Origin of the sequence: Pectobacterium sp. F1-1 (assembly GCF_025643735.1) — a bacterium.
Classification (GTDB): Bacteria; Pseudomonadota; Gammaproteobacteria; order Enterobacterales; family Enterobacteriaceae; genus Pectobacterium; species Pectobacterium colocasium.
Map to the genome: position 1 here is coordinate 2579113 of NZ_CP104733.1, position 17406 is coordinate 2596518.

Genomic DNA, 17406 nt, shown 5'->3' on the forward strand with positions numbered 1-17406 from the left:
GCGATGGAAATAATCACGCTTTTCCGTCAGGCCATGGTGATGGTCGTCCTGCTCTCCGCGCCGCCGCTGCTGGTTGCGGTGATCGTCGGCGTACTGATTTCACTGCTACAGGCGGTGATGCAGTTGCAGGATCAGACGCTGCCTTTCGCCGTTAAACTGATTTCCGTCGGGCTGACGCTGGCGATTTGCGGGCGCTGGATTGGCGTAGAACTGATGCAGTTGGCCATTACCGCGTTCAACATGATTGCGCAGACCGGGGTATAAATCCGCATGATCGCCACCATTCAGCACGTTTACGACTTTATTATTGCTATTACGCTCGGCATCGCCCGGCTGTATCCCTGCTTTATTCTGGTGCCGGTTTTTTCACTCAACGTGCTGAAAGGCATGATGCGCAATGCCGTGGTGATTTCCCTGACGCTGCTACCTGCCCCCATCGTACAGCAGCAACTTTTGCTGACGCCGCTGTCCTGGCCGATGCTGCCCGGCCTGTTGCTGAAAGAGCTGATCGTCGGGCTGCTTATCGCGCTGATTCTGGCGATGCCATTCTGGCTGTTTGAATCCGTCGGTGCCCTGTTCGATAACCAGCGCGGCGCGCTCATGGGCGGCCAGCTCAACCCCGCGCTGGGTTCGGACGCCACGCCGCTCGGCCATCTGCTGAAGCAGACCCTGATTCTGCTACTGATTATCGGTATCGGCCTGAAGGGGCTAACGCAGTTGATTTGGGACAGTTACCAGATCTGGCCGGTGCTGTCCTGGCTGCCCGCGCCGGGTGAAAAAGGATTTGAGGTTTATCTCAGTCTGCTGGCCGACACCTTCACTCATCTGGTGGTGTACGCCGGGCCGCCGGTCGCGCTGCTACTGCTGTTGGAATTCAGCATTGCGCTACTCAGCCTGTATAGCCCACAGCTTCAGGTGTTTGTTCTCTCTATTCCGGCCAAGTGTCTGGTTGGAATGGCATTTTTCATCGTCTACCTGCCGGTATTACAGTATTTAGGCGACCACAAACTTCAGGGGTTGCCGGATCTTAAGCACCTGCTCCCGCTGCTTTTTACGGCATCAAACAGCTAATCAGGCGGAACCGATGAGCGAAAAAACGGAAAAGCCCACAGAGAAAAAGCTGGAAGACGCGCGCCGTAAAGGGGAAGTCGGGCAAAGTCAGGATGTACCCAAACTGCTGATCTGCGTCGGCCTGCTGGAATGCGTACTGGCGCTGGCAGACAGCACCATGGGGAAACTGCAAGCCCTGGTGCAACTGCCGCTGCAACGGCTGGATGCCCCGTTTGCGCAGGTAGCAAAAGAAGTCTTTCATGACGCCGCCGTGCTGGCGGGCACGCTCTGTCTGCTGGCGGCCGCGATCGCCGTACTGCTGCGCGTGGTGGGCGGTTGGATCCAGTATGGCCCGCTGTTTGCACCCGAAGCGCTGAAGCTCGATCTCAATCGGCTGAATCCGATTAACCAGTTTAAGCAGATGTTTTCGATGCGTAAGCTGTTGGAAATGCTGACCAATATCCTGAAAGCGGTGGTGATTGGAACAGTCTTTTATAAAGTGGTGGTGCCGGAGCTGGAAGCGCTGGTTGAATTAGCCTATGGCGATCTACACGGTTTCTGGCAAGGGGTGAAAGCGCTATTGACGCGCATTGCCCGTACCACGCTAACAGCACTGCTGGTGCTGTCCGCACTGGATTTTGGCCTGCAAAAATATTTCTTTCTCAAGCAGCAGCGTATGAGCCATGAGGATTTACGCAACGAGCACAAGGATTCCGAAGGCGATCCGCACATGAAAGGCCACCGCAAATCGCTGGCGCACGAATTGATGAACGAACCCGCCGCGCCGCGCCCCAAAGCGAAAGTCGAAGACGCCGATATGCTGTTGGTTAACCCAACGCACTATGCGGTGGGGCTTTACTATCGTCCCGGCAAAACGCCGCTACCGCGCATTTTGTTTAAGCGGGAAGATAGCGCGGCGCAGGAACTCATCGCGCAGGCGAAAAAAGCCGACATTCCGGTGATTCGCTTCATTTGGCTGACCCGCACGCTCTATCGCACTACGCCGGAGGGCCACTACATTCCACGCGAAACGCTTCAGGCCGTGGCGCAGGTGTATCGCGTCCTACGCCAGCTCGAAGACGAGCAAAAACGCGACATTATCGAGATGGAGTGAGGGTGAAAAAGACGTAAAATCAGCGCGACGTCAATGAGCCGCATCCGTCGCCACCTTGCTCAGATAATACGCTTCCCCCTGACGCAGCTCCGCCATCATGAAATCCAGAAAAGCCTGCTGCTGGGGCGCATGGGCTTTCCCTGCCAGCGTTTGAATCTGAAGCGAACGCTGGTCAAGCTGCCTGATGTTCAGCGGTTTCAGACACATCGGTTCCTGCAAACACTTGTACATCACGGAATAGAAGCTACAGGCGGTGACCGCCCCCGGCGTGCTCATCGCATAGTAATACAGCGTGGTGAAGTTGTTGCAACACAGCGTCGGTTCCAGAAAAGTGCCGTTCATGCGGCACGAGAGGTCAAACAGCTGGCGCAGCGTGGTCGACGGTTCCGGCAGCGCCAACGGGAAAGGATGCAGATCCGCCAGTTGAATAGACTGCTGCGCCAGCGGATGATCGTCAGACATCAGCAGCATCAGCGGTGCAGGCAGCGCCAGTTCCACATTTACCCCCTGTTCAGGCGCCAGCGCAAACTGGAGTGCGATATCCACTTCGCCATTGCGGATCATCTGGGACACCTGCATCGCCGAGTCCACTTTTAGCGCAAAGGTGGTATCCGGGTCATGCTGGCGGAAACGCGCAAACAGCGTCGGCAGCAGATCAAACGCCATCCCTTCCGTGCAGCCGATGCGCAGCAGTGCCCGACGGCTGGCTTTCAGCCCCTGAATCTCCGCCACGGCAGCATCCATGTCCATCATGCTCTTGCGCACATGGTTTTCCAGAATGCGTCCGGCATCGTTTAACACCATGCCACGCGCGTGACGCTCGAACAGTGGTACGCCGATGCGTTCCTCCAGCCGCTGGATTTGACGACTGATTGCAGAAACGGCCACAAACAGGTGCTGACTGGCGGCGCTAAGCGAACCGGTGGTGGCAACCACTAGGAAATAACGAATCTCGGTGCTGTGCATGGCGGTGTTCCTTTCAGACATCGCGGGGGATTCGCAGGTTTATATTAAAAGCAAAGCTTAATTGCAATTTTTATTATTGTTGCAAAGCTCATTTTTTCTTTAAATATCGGTAACTTCGGCACATTATCCAGCAAGGAAAGGCATGACTAGCGCAGACCTTATTCGTATCGCCTGTGAACGTTTCGATCGCGGAGAATTTAAACAGACGTTGGCCCGGCGTATTGCCCACGCCAGCGAGAGCCAGAAAGCCGGTAACCAGCGTGCACTGAACCGCTATCTGGCTGATGAGATCCAACCCGCGTTGCAGGCCATGGGGTTCAGCGTCACGTTCATCACCTCGTCAGACGACCGCCATCCTCCTTTTCTGTTGGCCGAACGTATTGAAGACCCCAGCCTGCCGACCGTGCTGTCTTACGGCCACGGGGATGTGGTTTTCGGTGATGAAGAAAACTGGCGTGATGGGCTCAAACCGTGGGAATTGGTGGAGGAAGGCGACCACTGGTACGGGCGCGGCAGCGCGGATAACAAAGGCCAGCACAGTATTAACCTGATGGCGCTGGAACAGGTATTTCAGGCGCGTGGGCAGCGTCTGGGCTTCAACTGCAAACTGCTGTTCGAGATGGGCGAAGAAATTGGTTCACCGGGGCTTGCCGAGCTGTGCCAACAGCACAAGCAGGCGCTGGCAGCCGATATCTTTATCGCCTCCGACGGGCCGCGCCTCAGCGCAGATCGCCCGACGCTGTTCCTTGGCTCTCGCGGCTGCGTCAATTTCCGCTTACGCATCAAGGCACGCGAGCAGGCCTACCATTCTGGCAACTGGGGTGGGCTGTTGAGCAATCCGGGGACACAGTTGGCGAACGCTGTCGCCAGTCTGGTCGACGGACAAGGACGGATGAAGATCGATGCCCTGCTGCCACCGCCGTTAACGCCCGCGCTACGGGATATCCTCAGCACCATAACGCCTGCCAGTGGTGAGGACGACCCGGCGATTGACGTAAACTGGGGCGCAGAGGGACTCACGTCTGCCGAGCGGTTATTCGGCTGGAACACGCTGGAAGTGTTGTCATTCATTACTGGCAATCCGCACAAGCCGGTGAATGCTATTCCCGCCGAGGCTACCGCCATTTGCCAACTGCGCTTTGTCGTCGGTACCGACTGGCCGCGTCTGGCGCAACATGTGCGCCAGCACCTCGACCAGCACGGCTTCACGCAGGTAGACATTGAGGTGCTTAACACCTCTCCGGCGACGCGCTTTAACCCGGAAGATCCGCTGGTGAACTGGACGCTGGCACTGATGCAGCACATCAGCGGCAAGCAGCCCGCGCTACTACCGAATCTGGGCGGATCGCTGCCTAATGATGTTTTCGCCGACATCCTCGGCTTGCCGACGCTGTGGATCCCGCACTCCTACCCGGCATGCGGTCAGCACGCGGTCAACGAACACCTGCTGAAATCCGTCGCCCGCGAAGGATTAGCGATCATGACTGGCCTGTTCTGGGAGCTGGGGGAGCAAGGGCATGCGTTGTTAGAAAAACACCGAGAATATGCGCGTCAGGAGTGATGTTTAGTGCTTATCTTCTCTGTCTTTCACTGGCATTAAAAATTAGGCTGAGGTGGAGATGACCGCCGAGTGAGCGGCATAATTTCAGCCATCAGCCTGGGTTCATAGGGCAAGCGGCGTTTGAGCTGCCCTATGTCGGGCGGGATACAGTGTTATAAACGAGCACTCATACCAATACGCCCGAAACGTTCCCTTTACTTACATAGATTAAGGGCTTAATTACAAACAAAACCGTAATTACTTTTTCATCCACTCCGGCTTCTGGAACGCGTGGAACATGGAGTTTTTGTCTTCAAAGAACGCGGCGAATTCCGGAGATTGAACGGCGGCTTTCAGATCTTGAGCAAACGGTTTATCAGCATCTTCCGCCCGCACGACGATCATGTTTTTCAGGTCTTCCGGTAGCACATCCAGTTGAATTGCATCAGACAGGTTCAGGCCAGCGGCCATCGCGAAGTTGGCATTAATCAGCGACCCTGTTACGCCACCCAATGCACGTGGCAGTTGTGCCGCTTCCAGCGGCTTAAAGACCAGCCCTTTCGGGTTTTCCGTGATATCGCGCAGCGAGGCTTTGGTCGGCGTAATCTCTGGATTGATCTTGATCAGGCCGTATTTTTGCAGAAAATCCAGCGAACGTGCCAGATTAGAGGGATCGTTTGGCAGCGTGACGATGTCGCCCGCTTTCAGCTCATTCAGCGAGCGCACTTTGTTGGAGTAAAAGCCCATGCTGGCCGTCGGCACGGTGATGACTTCCGCAAGTTTCAGCCCTTTATCCGCGCTGAAACGGTCAAGATAGCGGCGGTTTTGAAACAGGTTGGCGTCGATACTGTTGTTCGACAAGGCCAGGTTCGGCTGGATGTAGTCGCTGAATTCGCGCACTTTCACATCGTAGCCTTTTTTCACCATTTCTGGTTTGATCGCTTTCGTGACCATATCGCCATACGGCCCCGGCGAGACACCGATGGTGATTTCTTTGCCTGCATCTGCTGCATAAGCCTGAGAGATACCCAGCGCCAGCATGAGTGGAATGAGTTTTTTCAATCGCATCGTTGCGTTCCTGTCTGTCTGATTTAGTCAGTCTTTACCATTATTTGGGGCGTAATAGGTGCCATGATATTGATGACGAAGTAAGGCGGGCAGAGAGCGTGGGTAGATCGTAAAGACGCTGTAAATACATCCCTGTACGCTCGAGCCGCGCCATCCCTGGCGCGGACGCTTTACTCTTCTATCCCACGCTCTCTGCTGCCATGTCGTATAACGGTTATGGGCGTCGTAGCGCCCTATGCTATTTTTATAACGTTATTCCCTGGTGTTGGATAACGTTTTACTGCTCACATGTTTTACTAAAAAAAGGTTACTAAAAAAGCTGATTCAATAATCCGTTAAAACAAAAAGGTTTCCTGCCCGTAGCAATATTTGTCATACAGTTCAGGGTTAATCTCGAAGCCGATTCCCGGTTTATTTGGCACCGCAACGCAGCTATCTTTGTCCAATTCAACAAACGGCAGCATGAAGTCTTCATGCCAGTAGCGGGAAGACGGCGGAATATCGTGCGCGTAGATAAAGTTCGGCAGCGTTGATACCGCAATGTTGTGTGCTTTACCGACCGCCGTATCCAGCATACCGCCGCACCACACCGGAATATTGTGTGCCTGACAGTAGTCATGAATCAGCTTGGTTTCGGTAATGCCGCCGACACGCGCGACTTTAATATTGATGATTTTGGCACTGCCCAGTTCGATCGCTTTACGCGCGTCTTCAACCGACGCAATGCTTTCGTCCAGACAGATCGGTGTATTTACCGCCGCCTGAAGTTTACGGTGATCGATAATATCGTCGTGCGCCAGCGGTTGTTCAATCATCAGCAGATTGAATTTATCAATGCGCTTAAAGAACTCGATGTCATTCAGGGTGTAGGCGGAATTGGCATCCACCATCAGCGTAATATCACCAAACGCCTGACGCAGCGCCAGAATATAGTCGTAATCTTTTCCCGGCTTGATCTTTATTTTGATGCGCTTGTAACCTTCGTTCAGGAAATTATCGACCACGTTGACTAATTTATCGGGCGTTTCCTGAATACCAATACTCACACCGGCTTCAACGCTATTCCGCACACCGCCCAATAATTGATGCAGCGGTACGCCTTTTATCTTCGCGTAAGCATCCCAAATACCGCCTTCGATTGCTGCTTTAGCGCAGTTATTACGCTTTACCGGTGCGAAAATATCACGTACCTGCGAAGGATGTTCAATATCCCCGGCCTGCTTAATCATCGGGATCAGGAAGTCACGCATAATATGCCAGGCGGTGACGTTGGTTTCTTCGTTATAAAACGGCAAAGAAATAGCCGAGCAATCACCGTAGCCAATCTGTCCGCCCGCATGAACTTCCGCGATGGAAAAGTGTTTCTCCGTCTGTGTCGCAAAACTGGTAGTAAATGGCGTTTTCAACGCCATTTTCATTTTTCTTAATACAATTTTATCTATTTTCATGACATCTCTCTGCTGCCCTGAATACCCTATTCTGTGGTGGTTTAGCGGCGTTCGCGCTTATTCGCCCGTCGCGATAGCCTATCACCCAGCGTTTGCACGACCTGCACCAGCACCACCAGCGCAATCACGGTCACCACCATGACTTCGGTTTCATAACGGTAATAGCCGAAGCGGATCGCCAGATCGCCCACACCGCCGCCACCGACAATCCCCGCCATTGCCGAATAGCCAATCAGGCTGACCAGCGTGATCGTCAGGCCACGTAATAATCCTGCCAGCGCTTCCGGTAACAGAACGGTTCCGATAATGCGCGTCGGGCTGGCACCAAACGCTTCTGCCGCCTCCACAATGCCGGGATCGACTTCGCGCAGCGCGGAATCCACCAGTCGAGCATAAAAGGCAATCGCCGCGACAGACATCGGCACCGCCGCAGCCACTGGCCCTATCGTGTTCCCCAGCAGGAACTGTGTTAATGGCAGCAACAGCACCAGCAGGATCACAAACGGGATCGAGCGGATAATGTTTACCAGAATGGTTGATACCAAATAGATAAAACGGTTTTGCCAGAATAAATGACGATCGGTCACATAAATCGCGATACCTAACGGCAGGCCGAATATCACCGCACACAGCGTTGAAATACACACCATCGTGAAGGTTTCACCGAAGGCGAAAACTAATTCACCCCATAACTCAGCCATTGATGACCTCCACCCCAAAAGTATTCTGTCGGATATAAGCAATAGCGGCTGCGAGATTATCCGCCGCAGGATCGTCACGGTATGAAATCTGGGCGATAATATGTCCCAGCGCGCGATCGTTAATGTATTCAATATTGCCGTGCAGAATATTTACCGATACCTGAAACTGCTGCGCAACGTCGGATAATATAGGCTGCTCGACAGAGTCATCGGCGAAGAGTATTTTCAGCAAGACACCTTTATTATTCTGCTTAAAGCGTTCTGGCAATTCGACCGGACTGGTATGGCTAACCAACTGTTTGGTGTAGGCGTGCTGAGGCGAAGAGAAGATGGTAAAGACGTCGCCCTCTTCCACAATATTTCCGCCTGTCATCACCGCCATGCGCTGACAAATACTTTTAATCACGCTCATTTCGTGGGAAATAAGCACAATTGTGATACCTAATCGGACATTGATGCTTTTCAATAGCGCCAGAATAGACGCTGACGTTTCCAGATCCAGCGCCGAGGTCGGCTCATCACACAGCAGCACTTCGGGGTGATTAGCGATAGCGCGAGCAATGCCCACTCGTTGTTTTTGCCCGCCGCTCAACTGCGCCGGATAGGCTGTCCCTTTGTCCTGTAACCCGACCAACGCCAGAATTTCCGGCACGCGCGAGGCAATCTCTTCTTTACTCTTACCCGCGGCACGTAGGCTGAACGCCACGTTGTCATACACATTACGGGTGTGCATCAGATTAAAATGCTGGAATATCATCCCGATACGCTGCCGATGCTGGCGCAGTTCGCGGCCGGACGCATCGCTAATCAGCGTATCGCCCAGAAACACGCGCCCTTCGGTCGGGCGCTGCAATAAATTGATCGTCCGCAGCAGCGTACTTTTCCCCGCGCCGCTGGTGCCGACAATCCCAAAAACTTCACCCTGTTGAATGGTCAGGTTGACGTTGTTTACCGCTCTGGACTGTGCTGCTTTACCGGTGGGAAAATCAACGCTCACGTTTTCTAACCGAATCATTACCTGACTCACTCCTGCTGACTGACTATTTTAAGAAACGTATCGTCGGCATACGCAAACGGATGCCTGTTTGATGTAAGGACAAAATCTACTCCCCACCGTTTAAGCATCGAGAGACACAGGCGAGGCCTCACTGCGGGAACCGCCTCTGTATTTCCCTTAATAACGCGCTTAAATGACGCATAGTAGGGCAAGGCCTGCCTTATTGTTTTCGTATAACTTTTGAGGATAAACGCCTTTTTTATTGAGGAATAACCGGGCTATTTATGGCTGTCACTTTTGTTATAGTTATATTAATTACTTATAAATCAATGGAATATTAAAAAATATTCGTCTGTTTAAAGTAGAGAGAAATGAGCTTTGCGTCAATGATAAAAAAAGCAAATCACCCTTCTGTTTTTTAGAAATTCTGGTAATGCCTCCAATGAGTACAACATGTACCTTTCGATGAAGGAGCCGATGACTTTCTCGTGAACCTCAATTGAGCGTGAGAAGCAAATCGTTTTGCGTGCCAGACGCTTGATGCGGGTTCGGAGCGTCAGATTGTTACGTTCAATGCGATGTGTAAAGATTTTACCTGTCAGGTGCTTCTCATGCGGCACTTCTCTCGCATAGCTGCCCCAGTCGTCGCTGGTTATCATCCCAATGCTGAAGCGCGTGAGCAGAGCCAGCAGTTTACTGCACGTTTCATCGTTTTGCGGCCCGAACGTATAAGCCAGAACGCCGCCTGTTTTGGTGTTATGGGCATACCAGAGCCAGTGTTGGACGGCTTTGCTGCCGACAACACTCCATTGCTCATCAAGTTCACAGATAAGGGCGACACTGCATGAGCGACCGGAGAAGAGGTTATTCGCTTCGGGGCGAGTTTTTTAAGGTGCGAATGACCGTGTTGATGCCTATCTTCAGTGTTCTGGCGGTATCGCGCACACCGGCGCCGTTATGCGCCATATCAACGATTTGTTCTTTCACTCTCGGCTTCCGCGCTTCATAGGTGTAAGTCAACTGGAAAACACGCTTACATGACCGACACCGAAAGCGCTCGTGTTGTGAAGTACTACGACCATGGCGATAAATTTCATCTGAATGACAACGGGGACAATGGACGGTAACGGTAGCCACAGAACACCTCAAATGTCCATAGAGTAACAGAAATTTCTATCGATTGAAGGCATTACCAAAAGTCGCAAGCGGCGATCTGACGCACCGCATCGCCACGCCAGCCAACTGGCAACGACCGCCTCGCAGCACGCCGTGGACGGCGGCAAGATGATGGGGGATGTGACCGCCGCCATGCAACTGATGGTATCCTCCGCAGATAAAATCACCAATAGCATTAGTGTGATCGACGGTATCGCCTTCCAGACCAACATCCTGGCGCTGAACGCTGCGGTAGAAGCCGCACGAGCGGGCCGATGAACTCAGTCATGCCGTCGCAGCGTTTCGTATCTAGTCACCGTTATCACGGCCCTCACGTGCGGTTTATAGCTTCCGCGCGTGGGTGTTTGTGACCTTCAATACCTCGCTCAGCGTGGTTAAAAACACATCGGCGTGTTCTTCCTGAAACACCAGCGGCGGACGAATTTTCAGCACGTTCGCCGCTGGCCCCGTCGCGCTGATCAGCACACCGCGCTGGCGCATGGCATTCACTACCTGCAATGCGGATTCCTTTGCTGGCGCTTTGCTTTCACGGTCGCTGACCAGTTCAACACCGATAAACAGGCCGTAAGCCCGAATATCGCCGAGTAGCGGGAAATCCTGCGCCAGTTGCTGCAACCCCTGTCGCAGATAATCACCGACCCGCTGAGCATTCTGCTGCAACTGCTCTTCGCGAATCACCCGTAGCACCGCGTGCGCCGCCTGGCAGGACACCGGATTACCGCCGAACGTATTGAAATAGCGAACTTCTCGCCCAAATGCCTCGAACAATGCGGAACGTCCAACCAGCCCGGCGATAGGATGCCCATTGCCCATCGGCTTCCCTAAACTCACCAAATCCGGGACGACGCCGTGACGCGCAAAGCCCCACATTGACTCCCCAGTGCGGCCAAAACCCGGTTGCACTTCATCCGCGATAAACAACCCGCCCGCCTGACGAATGAGCGCCGCCGCCTGCGCCATTTCGCCTTCCGGTGCGCAGAACACGCCATCGCTGGAGAAAATGGTATCCACGAGCAGCGCGGCGGGACGAATGCCTTCCAACTGCATCTGTGCCAGCGCGTTACGAATACTGGTAAGAAACGCGCCGGGTTGACGATAGGTATCCGGTGCATCAATCAGTTTCACATGGTTACCGCGCGCCACGCCATCGCCCAGCGACGGCGACAACTCCGCCAGCGCACTGGTCACGCCATGATACGCCCAGCGTGTGACCAATACGCCCGTCCCCCCAGTGGTATGTCGAGCAATGCGCAACGCCAGATCGTTGGCCTCACTGCCGGTACAGGTCAGCATCACGTTGTTCAACTCAGCGGGGAACTCGCTCAGCAAATCTTCCGCAAAATCGACAATTGCAGCGTGCAGATAGCGTGTGTGGGTGTTGAGCTGAGCGCTTTGTTGCGCTATCGCCTCCACTACCGCCGGGTGGCAATGCCCGACCGAGGCCACATTATTGTAAACATCCAGATAACGTCTACCTTGATGATCAAACAGCCACACGCCCTCGCCGCGCGCAACATGCAGCGGCTCTTCATAAAACAGGCGGTAACCGCTGCCCAATACCCGCTGACGGCGCGCCAGCAACGCTTCTGTCGTTGTCATTTCAGACGTAATTTCGCTCTGATTCATCGCACATCCTCCGGGCAAACCTGCTGTAGACGAGTCACAAACTGCGCATGGGAATAGGTCGCGATGCGCTGCAAACTGTGCCAACAGCGCGGTACATTACGCAGCAGATACTCCCGATTATCGGGGTAGCGCGACGCCCGCCACTGCGCGATGGTTAAGGTCAGCGCCATGCGGGTCGCAATTAAATCCGGCAACAGCGCGATCTCCTCCGGCGCGAGCGGCCTGTTCTGGTGATACGCAGCAATAAAAGGCACAACATGTTCCAGCAGATCCGTCCCATCGCTAACCTGGTACGCCAGCGCCGTTGCCACTTCACAGATTAACGGGGCCAATACAGCGTCACCAAAATCGATAATGCCCGTCACCCGCGTCGGTGACGTCCCGGCGACCAGCACGTTATGCGGATTCAAATCGTTATGAATGACCTGGCGGCGCAAGGTCGCCAATGCGGGGGCGACACGGCTGTCATAGCGGTCAAAAATACGCAGAAGATACTGGTGCTGTTGCCGCTCAGAAATGAAATCAAGGTAAGGACGCACCTGCTCTGCGCGGCTGATATCCCATAGCAGAGAGCGGTTCGCCGCCGGATGCGTAAAGCCGTGAAGTGCGTTGTCTAACTGCGCCAGCGTGCCGCCCAATTGCGGCATCAATGCCGTTGAAGGCGCAGTCAGGTGCTGCGGCGTGCCTGCCAGATAGCTCACTAACCGGACGCGCAGCCGCTCGCCATCAATCTCAACACGGGTTTCCGCCCGACCTGCTGTTGTCGGCTGGATTCGCGGTACAGGCAATTCAGGCGCTTGCTGCGCAAGGTGCAGCAGCAACGCAGTCTGGAAATCGCTGACGTCGGCAGGCTCCGCTGCGTTGATCACCTTGAGCATATAGCGCTCATCTGGCGTGACCGTCAGGCAGAAATTCATATCACGCTCGCCCTGTAACAGCGTCATCTGTCCGGACAATCCATATTCCTGCTGCGCGATCGCCAGCGCCTGCGGGCAGGAAACCTGCGGTACGGCCTGCGTCATCAGTTCATCGTCGTGCGATACCGTTTCGGCAAATACCGGCTGATTAGACGCCGAAGGCGGGTGTGAAGGGAAAAGTACGCTGAGTCGTCCGTCAGACATGTTGTCCTCCGTTGATATGGATTTCCGCACCGTTGACATAAGAGGCACCGGACGTGCAGAGGAAATAGATCAGGCTGGCGACCTCTTCGGGTTTGCCCAAGCGCTGCATCGGCACCTGTCGTTCAATGATATCGCCCGTCCCAGGGGACAAAATCGAGGTTTCGATTTCTCCCGGCGCAATCGCATTCACACGGACGCCGTGCGGACCAAAATCAAATGCCATTTCGCGCGTCAATGCGGACAGCGCCGCTTTTGACGTGGCATAAGCGACACCAGCAAAAGGATGAACCCGCGATCCGGCAATCGAGGTCACATTAATCACGCAGCCCTGTGATGCCTTGAGTTCATCGAACAAGCCGTTTGCCAACAGCGCACAGGAAAACAGGTTGACGTTGAAGACCCGCAGCCAGGTCGCATAATCCGTGTCACGCACGCCCAAACGCTGCCCGTCTGCGCCTTTTGGCGAAATCCCCGCGTTGTCGACCAACGCATCCAGCCGCCCGCCCAGCTTTTCCTTAATCAGCGGCAGCGTCTGTTGCAGGCTGTCGATATCTTCCAAATCGAGATGAATGTGATTGAGCAGCTTTTCCGCCCACGGGCACTCTTCCGCCCAGTTCTGACGCGATGCGGTAAAGATCCGCCACCCCGCCGCGTGGAAATGCTTGACGGTGGCATGCCCGATGCCCCGACTGGCACCGGTCAGCAAGAGTGTTTTTTGTGCTGTCATACCGAATCTCCTGAGCCTGTTGTACACGATGATGTTGTACACGATCATCAAAATGGTGTTTGATGCATCATAAATTAGGTTTTAAAAAAAGCTGAAAAAATTTTCAGCAAAAACCGGTCTTTTCTCGTGGCGTAAAATGATGCTGAAGAGAAAACGTTTTTCAGGATGAGCAGCATGGATGCTGCGAAAGCCAGTGCCGCGTAGGGAACGCGTCACTGGCGGTCCGTCAGGAAAACGTTATCTCTGAAGGCACCGCGTAGCGGCATCATGAACCGCCAAAAAGCCAGGGTTCCAAGGGCGACGGCAATTGAGCCGCCCTTGGTCGTGCGCTCTCCCATGCAAAGGGAGAAATACAATATCAACGCGCACGAAACATAACTCTGACACGGATTAACTCCCACTCCGTAGCCGCTCAGAACGGCGGCGTAAAATCTCCATCACGATCAGCAGGACGAGCGCGGCACCCACCATCATGCTCGCGGCGGCGGCGATCGTCGGGTCGAGGTTCTCACGGATACCGGCAAACATCTGTAGCGGCAGCGTGCGCTGGCGCGGACTGGCGAGGAACAGCGTGACGATCACCTCATCAAACGACGTCGCGAAGGCAAAGAGCGCCCCCGAGAACACGCCAGGCGCAATTAGCGGAAACGTCACCTTACGAAAAGCCAGCAGCGGCGAAGCGCCCAGACTGGCCGCGGCTCGCGTCAGGTTGTGATCGTAGTTCTTCAATACCGCCGTGACCGTAATCACCACGAACGGCACACCCAGCATCGCATGTGCCAATACCAGCCCCAAATAGCTGTTCAACAGCGATAGCTTGGCAAAGAAGAAAAACATCCCTACCGCGACAATCACCACCGGCGCAATCATCGGTGAAATCAATACCGCCATCACCAGTGATTTACCGCGAAACTCACCGCGTACCAGCCCAACGGATGCTAGCACGCCGAGTACCGTCGCCAGCAGCGTAGCCAGTGGGGCAATCAGCAGACTGTTGCCTAACGCCCCCAGCCACTCGCTGGAGTTGAAAAACTCGCGATACCAGCGCAGGGAAAATCCCGTCAGCGGGTAGCTCAGAAACGAACCGGCATTAAACGAAAGCGGAACAATCACCAGCACAGGGACAATCAAAAACAACAGCATCGCCGCCCCGTAGAAATTAAAGAACGTGTTCCACAGACGGATCACCACTTCACCTTGCTGTCTCATTGGTTATCTCCCAGTATAAGGTTACAGATAGCGTGCTTAGTGCGCCGCCGCTTCCGCATTGGTGCGCGTCACGCGGATGTACACCACATACAGCAGCGTTACGATAACCAGCAGCTGTGTACCCAGCGCGGCCGCCATTCCCCAATTCATCGTGGTATTGGTGAAGAACGCGACAAAGTAGCTCAGCATTTGGTCACTCGGTCCGCCCAGCAGCGCTGGCGTAATGTAGTAGCCAATCGCCATCATGAAGACCAGCAGCGCCCCTGCCGTGACACCCGCGTACGTTTGCGGCACATAAACCCGCCAGAAGGCGATAAACGGATGCGCTCCCAGTGAGACAGCCGCCCGCACGTAATTCGGGGAAATGCCTTTCATCACCGCGTACAGCGGCAGAATAAAGAACGGCAGCAGGATGTGGGTCATCGAGATGTAGACGCCAATACGGTTGAACACCAGCACCAGCGGTTCATCGATAACACCGATGTTCATCAGCGAACGGTTAATCAACCCACCCGACTGTAGCAGTACAATCCAGCTCGCGGTGCGCACGATCAGCGATGTCCAGAACGGCAGCAACACCAGAATCAGCAACAGGTTTGCCCGATTAGATGGCTGCTTCGCCAGCCAATAGGCCAGTGGATACCCCAACCCCACACATAATAGCGTCACCACACCCGCCATCAGCAACGTGCGCAGCAGCACGTCGACATACAGCGCCTGATCGGCAGGCTGCGGGACAATCTGCTGCGTTGTGGCGTCAACTTTATGGTCAAACACGGCCAGCAGGTAATAGCTGGTAAAAGGACGCGCCGCGCGATCGAACGTTCGCCAGGTCGCCAGTTCTCCCCACATCGGCTGCTCGCGTATCAGTTGGTCGCGCATGTCGCTGCTGCCCTCAGCGGGCAACTTACGCAATGTACGGGTAATCAAGGTACGGTATTCCGCCCCTTCATACCCCAGTCGTTTGGTGATCGTGCTTAATTTGCCGCTGCTGCGGGCATCGCGCAGATCGCCGACCAACGCCCGAAAGACCGCTTCATCCGGCACATTGTTGCCCGACCATTGCCGCATAGCAGCAATGGTCTGTGGCATATTGTCGCGCAATTCCGGATTGGAGACGCTTTTCCCCAAAATCGAGGTGATCGGGAAGAGAAAACTCACCACGATAAACAGAAACAGCGGCGCAATCAGCAGCAGCGAACGCTTCTTATAGGCTTTCTGCGCTAGCCATAGTTGCTGCTTCAAGGTCGAATTTTCCTCGTTTCCGCCAGACGGTACAGCGGCGGCGACATCGCTTTGGGACATAGGCTCTTTCTCCATCATCACGTACGGTCAACCACTACGGTTTTACTGCGCGGCCCAGGCGTTAAAACGCTGCTCCAGCTCTTCACCGTGATCGATCCAAAACTCAGTATCTACCTGCAATGCCTGTGCCAAATTATCCGGCGCAGTCGGCAGATTGGCAGCGACGGCTGGCGTTAGCAGGCTGATGGTTTTGACGTGTGTCGGGCCATAAGGAATGTTCTCGGCGAACACCTTCTGGTTTTCCGGCTGGTTGGCAAACGCAATAAACTGCTCCGCCAGCGCCTTGTGCTTGGAGCCTTTGACGATCGCCCAGCTATCCAGATCGTAAATGCTGTCAGCCCAGACGATCTTGAAGTCATGCCCTTCTTTCTGCGCCGCCGAAACGCGACCGTTATACGCGGAAGTCATCACCACATCGCCCGACACCAGCCATTGCAGCGGCTGTGCGCCAGATTCCCACCATTGAATGTTGGATTTGATCTCATCCAGTTTCTTAAAGGCGCGATCGACCCCTTGCGGCGTCGCCAGTACCTTGTAGAGATCTTCACGCTTCACGCCATCGGCCAGCAGCGCGATTTCCAGCGTAAATTTGGCGCTTTTACGTAACGCACGTTTGCCGGGATACGCTTTCACGTTCCAGAAATCGGCCCAGCTTTTCGGTGCCTGCTTCAGCTTCTGTGCGTTATAGGTCAGAACGGTTGACCACAGGAAAATCCCCGCGCCGCATTCGGTGACCGCCCCTTTAACGAACTGGGATTGATCGCCGAGCTTTGACCAGTCCAGCGGCTCAAACAGCCCTTCACTACAGCCACGCATCAGCTCAGGGCCTTCGACTTCCACCACGTCCCAGCCTACCTGTCCGGTTTCCACCATCGCCCGGATACGCGCCATTTCGCCGTTATACTCACCGGCTTCCACCGTACCTTTGCCCGCCGCAGCGAACGGTTTGTAAAATGCCTTATCCTGCGCATCTTTGTTTAAACCGCCGAATGAGATCACCGTGACGGATTCCGCCTGTGCCTGACAGGCCATCGTCACCAGAAAAGCCGTAGCCGCGATTTTTTTCAGCGCCTGACGCTTGAACAGTCCTTTTGCTTTGGAGAGAGTATTAAGTCTGGACATTCTTTTGCTCCTGGAGTGGTAGTCAACGTAAAGGTCAAATGCGTTTCACAATTTTGCCCATTGCATTTTTGATGCATCATGTATCATCTTAATCATGCAAAAAAAGATGAGCATAAATTGTGCCAATTAAAAAATTTTATTGATGTTTTGCTACAGCGGCGGCGGGAACGGTGATGAGAAGCATCAGGGATACACGGCGATCCTTTGCACCTGATAAGACGTCACCCTTTTTGCCA

At 54.3% G+C, this 17406-nt stretch carries 15 protein-coding genes and 2 pseudogenes; 5 read left to right on the forward strand and 12 right to left on the reverse strand.

The features are described 5' to 3' along the window. Positions 1-3: 3 nt before the first annotated feature. From sctS to sctU, 3 genes are read left to right on the forward strand one after another with little or no spacing between them, the layout of a single operon-like run. The gene (gene sctS, locus NAL19_RS11380) at positions 4-264 is read left to right on the forward strand and encodes a type III secretion system export apparatus subunit SctS (protein WP_180740882.1); all 261 of its coding nucleotides are present in this window, start codon (positions 4-6) and stop codon (positions 262-264) included. A 6-nt stretch (positions 265-270) separates the two neighbouring features. Beyond that, positions 271-1071, forward strand: coding sequence for a type III secretion system export apparatus subunit SctT (sctT, locus tag NAL19_RS11385; RefSeq protein ID WP_225084802.1), 801 nt, complete (start codon positions 271-273; stop codon positions 1069-1071). A gap of 13 nt (positions 1072-1084) precedes the next feature. Next, entirely contained in the window at positions 1085-2164 is a 1080-nt protein-coding gene (gene sctU, locus NAL19_RS11390) for a type III secretion system export apparatus subunit SctU (RefSeq protein ID WP_263057388.1), read from the forward strand. A gap of 30 nt (positions 2165-2194) precedes the next feature. Here sctU and NAL19_RS11395 read toward each other — a convergent pair whose 3' ends face one another. Continuing rightward, complete coding sequence (locus NAL19_RS11395; protein WP_263057389.1) at positions 2195-3130, reverse strand: LysR family transcriptional regulator; 936 nt, start codon at positions 3128-3130, stop codon at positions 2195-2197. Between the two features lie 142 nt (positions 3131-3272). On the opposite strand from NAL19_RS11395, the gene NAL19_RS11400 reads away from it, so the two are divergent. Continuing rightward, the gene (locus tag NAL19_RS11400; RefSeq protein WP_263057390.1) at positions 3273-4691 is read left to right on the forward strand and encodes a M20 family metallopeptidase; all 1419 of its coding nucleotides are present in this window, start codon (positions 3273-3275) and stop codon (positions 4689-4691) included. Positions 4692-4928: 237 nt separating this feature from the next. Here NAL19_RS11400 and NAL19_RS11405 read toward each other — a convergent pair whose 3' ends face one another. The 5 genes and pseudogenes from NAL19_RS11405 to NAL19_RS11425 all read right to left on the reverse strand — a co-directional run. Then, positions 4929-5738 carry a MetQ/NlpA family ABC transporter substrate-binding protein gene (locus NAL19_RS11405; RefSeq protein WP_225084806.1) on the reverse strand — a complete coding sequence of 270 codons (810 nt, stop codon included), beginning with the start codon at positions 5736-5738 and terminating at the stop codon, positions 4929-4931. A gap of 335 nt (positions 5739-6073) precedes the next feature. Next, positions 6074-7186 carry an o-succinylbenzoate synthase gene (menC, locus tag NAL19_RS11410; protein ID WP_225084807.1) on the reverse strand — a complete coding sequence of 371 codons (1113 nt, stop codon included), beginning with the start codon at positions 7184-7186 and terminating at the stop codon, positions 6074-6076. A gap of 41 nt (positions 7187-7227) precedes the next feature. Further along, positions 7228-7887: a methionine ABC transporter permease gene (locus tag NAL19_RS11415; protein ID WP_225084808.1), complete on the reverse strand. Its 660-nt coding sequence runs from the start codon at positions 7885-7887 to the stop codon at positions 7228-7230. Beyond that, positions 7880-8902 (reverse strand): methionine ABC transporter ATP-binding protein, encoded by a 1023-nt coding sequence (locus tag NAL19_RS11420; RefSeq protein WP_225084809.1) that lies wholly within the window; start codon positions 8900-8902, stop codon positions 7880-7882. The genes NAL19_RS11415 and NAL19_RS11420 overlap by 8 nt, the downstream gene beginning before the upstream one ends. Before the next feature lie 428 nt (positions 8903-9330). Continuing rightward, positions 9331-10021 (reverse strand): annotated as a pseudogene (locus NAL19_RS11425) (IS1 family transposase); the annotation flags it as partial. A 39-nt stretch (positions 10022-10060) separates the two neighbouring features. Between NAL19_RS11425 and NAL19_RS21840 the strand changes: the two are divergent. Then, positions 10061-10312: pseudogene (locus NAL19_RS21840) on the forward strand (methyl-accepting chemotaxis protein); the annotation flags it as partial. Positions 10313-10381: 69 nt separating this feature from the next. Here NAL19_RS21840 and NAL19_RS11435 read toward each other — a convergent pair. The 6 genes from NAL19_RS11435 to NAL19_RS11460 all read right to left on the reverse strand — a co-directional run bounded on the left by NAL19_RS11435 (position 10382) and on the right by NAL19_RS11460 (position 17170). Further along, entirely contained in the window at positions 10382-11686 is a 1305-nt protein-coding gene (locus tag NAL19_RS11435; protein WP_225084810.1) for an aspartate aminotransferase family protein, read from the reverse strand. Further along, the gene (locus NAL19_RS11440; RefSeq protein WP_263057391.1) at positions 11683-12807 is read right to left on the reverse strand and encodes a phosphotransferase; all 1125 of its coding nucleotides are present in this window, start codon (positions 12805-12807) and stop codon (positions 11683-11685) included. Before NAL19_RS11440 ends, NAL19_RS11435 begins: the two co-directional genes overlap by 4 nt. After that, positions 12800-13534: an SDR family NAD(P)-dependent oxidoreductase gene (locus NAL19_RS11445; protein WP_039537747.1), complete on the reverse strand. Its 735-nt coding sequence runs from the start codon at positions 13532-13534 to the stop codon at positions 12800-12802. Before NAL19_RS11445 ends, NAL19_RS11440 begins: the two co-directional genes overlap by 8 nt. A gap of 390 nt (positions 13535-13924) precedes the next feature. Next, a complete protein-coding gene (locus tag NAL19_RS11450) occupies positions 13925-14743 on the reverse strand; it encodes an ABC transporter permease (protein WP_225084812.1) in 819 nt (272 codons plus the stop codon). Positions 14744-14779: 36 nt separating this feature from the next. Then, positions 14780-16048 carry an ABC transporter permease gene (locus NAL19_RS11455; RefSeq protein ID WP_225084813.1) on the reverse strand — a complete coding sequence of 423 codons (1269 nt, stop codon included), beginning with the start codon at positions 16046-16048 and terminating at the stop codon, positions 14780-14782. Between the two features lie 42 nt (positions 16049-16090). Next, a complete protein-coding gene (locus NAL19_RS11460; protein WP_263057392.1) occupies positions 16091-17170 on the reverse strand; it encodes an ABC transporter substrate-binding protein in 1080 nt (359 codons plus the stop codon). Positions 17171-17406 lie beyond the last annotated feature (236 nt).

Bases quoted from the DNA above. Each gene is read 5' to 3' on its own strand.
- sctS (WP_180740882.1), top strand. From the start codon at position 4: ATGGAAATAATCACGCTTTTCCGTCAGGCCATGGTGATGGTCGTCCTG.
- sctT (WP_225084802.1), top strand. From the start codon at position 271: ATGATCGCCACCATTCAGCACGTTTACGACTTTATTATTGCTATTACG.
- sctU (WP_263057388.1), top strand. From the start codon at position 1,085: ATGAGCGAAAAAACGGAAAAGCCCACAGAGAAAAAGCTGGAAGACGCG.
- NAL19_RS11395 (WP_263057389.1), bottom strand. From the start codon at position 3,130: ATGCACAGCACCGAGATTCGTTATTTCCTAGTGGTTGCCACCACCGGT.
- NAL19_RS11400 (WP_263057390.1), top strand. From the start codon at position 3,273: ATGACTAGCGCAGACCTTATTCGTATCGCCTGTGAACGTTTCGATCGC.
- NAL19_RS11405 (WP_225084806.1), bottom strand. From the start codon at position 5,738: ATGCGATTGAAAAAACTCATTCCACTCATGCTGGCGCTGGGTATCTCT.
- menC (WP_225084807.1), bottom strand. From the start codon at position 7,186: ATGAAAATAGATAAAATTGTATTAAGAAAAATGAAAATGGCGTTGAAA.
- NAL19_RS11415 (WP_225084808.1), bottom strand. From the start codon at position 7,887: ATGGCTGAGTTATGGGGTGAATTAGTTTTCGCCTTCGGTGAAACCTTC.
- NAL19_RS11420 (WP_225084809.1), bottom strand. From the start codon at position 8,902: ATGATTCGGTTAGAAAACGTGAGCGTTGATTTTCCCACCGGTAAAGCA.
- NAL19_RS11435 (WP_225084810.1), bottom strand. From the start codon at position 11,686: ATGAATCAGAGCGAAATTACGTCTGAAATGACAACGACAGAAGCGTTG.
- NAL19_RS11440 (WP_263057391.1), bottom strand. From the start codon at position 12,807: ATGTCTGACGGACGACTCAGCGTACTTTTCCCTTCACACCCGCCTTCG.
- NAL19_RS11445 (WP_039537747.1), bottom strand. From the start codon at position 13,534: ATGACAGCACAAAAAACACTCTTGCTGACCGGTGCCAGTCGGGGCATC.
- NAL19_RS11450 (WP_225084812.1), bottom strand. From the start codon at position 14,743: ATGAGACAGCAAGGTGAAGTGGTGATCCGTCTGTGGAACACGTTCTTT.
- NAL19_RS11455 (WP_225084813.1), bottom strand. From the start codon at position 16,048: ATGTCCCAAAGCGATGTCGCCGCCGCTGTACCGTCTGGCGGAAACGAG.
- NAL19_RS11460 (WP_263057392.1), bottom strand. From the start codon at position 17,170: ATGTCCAGACTTAATACTCTCTCCAAAGCAAAAGGACTGTTCAAGCGT.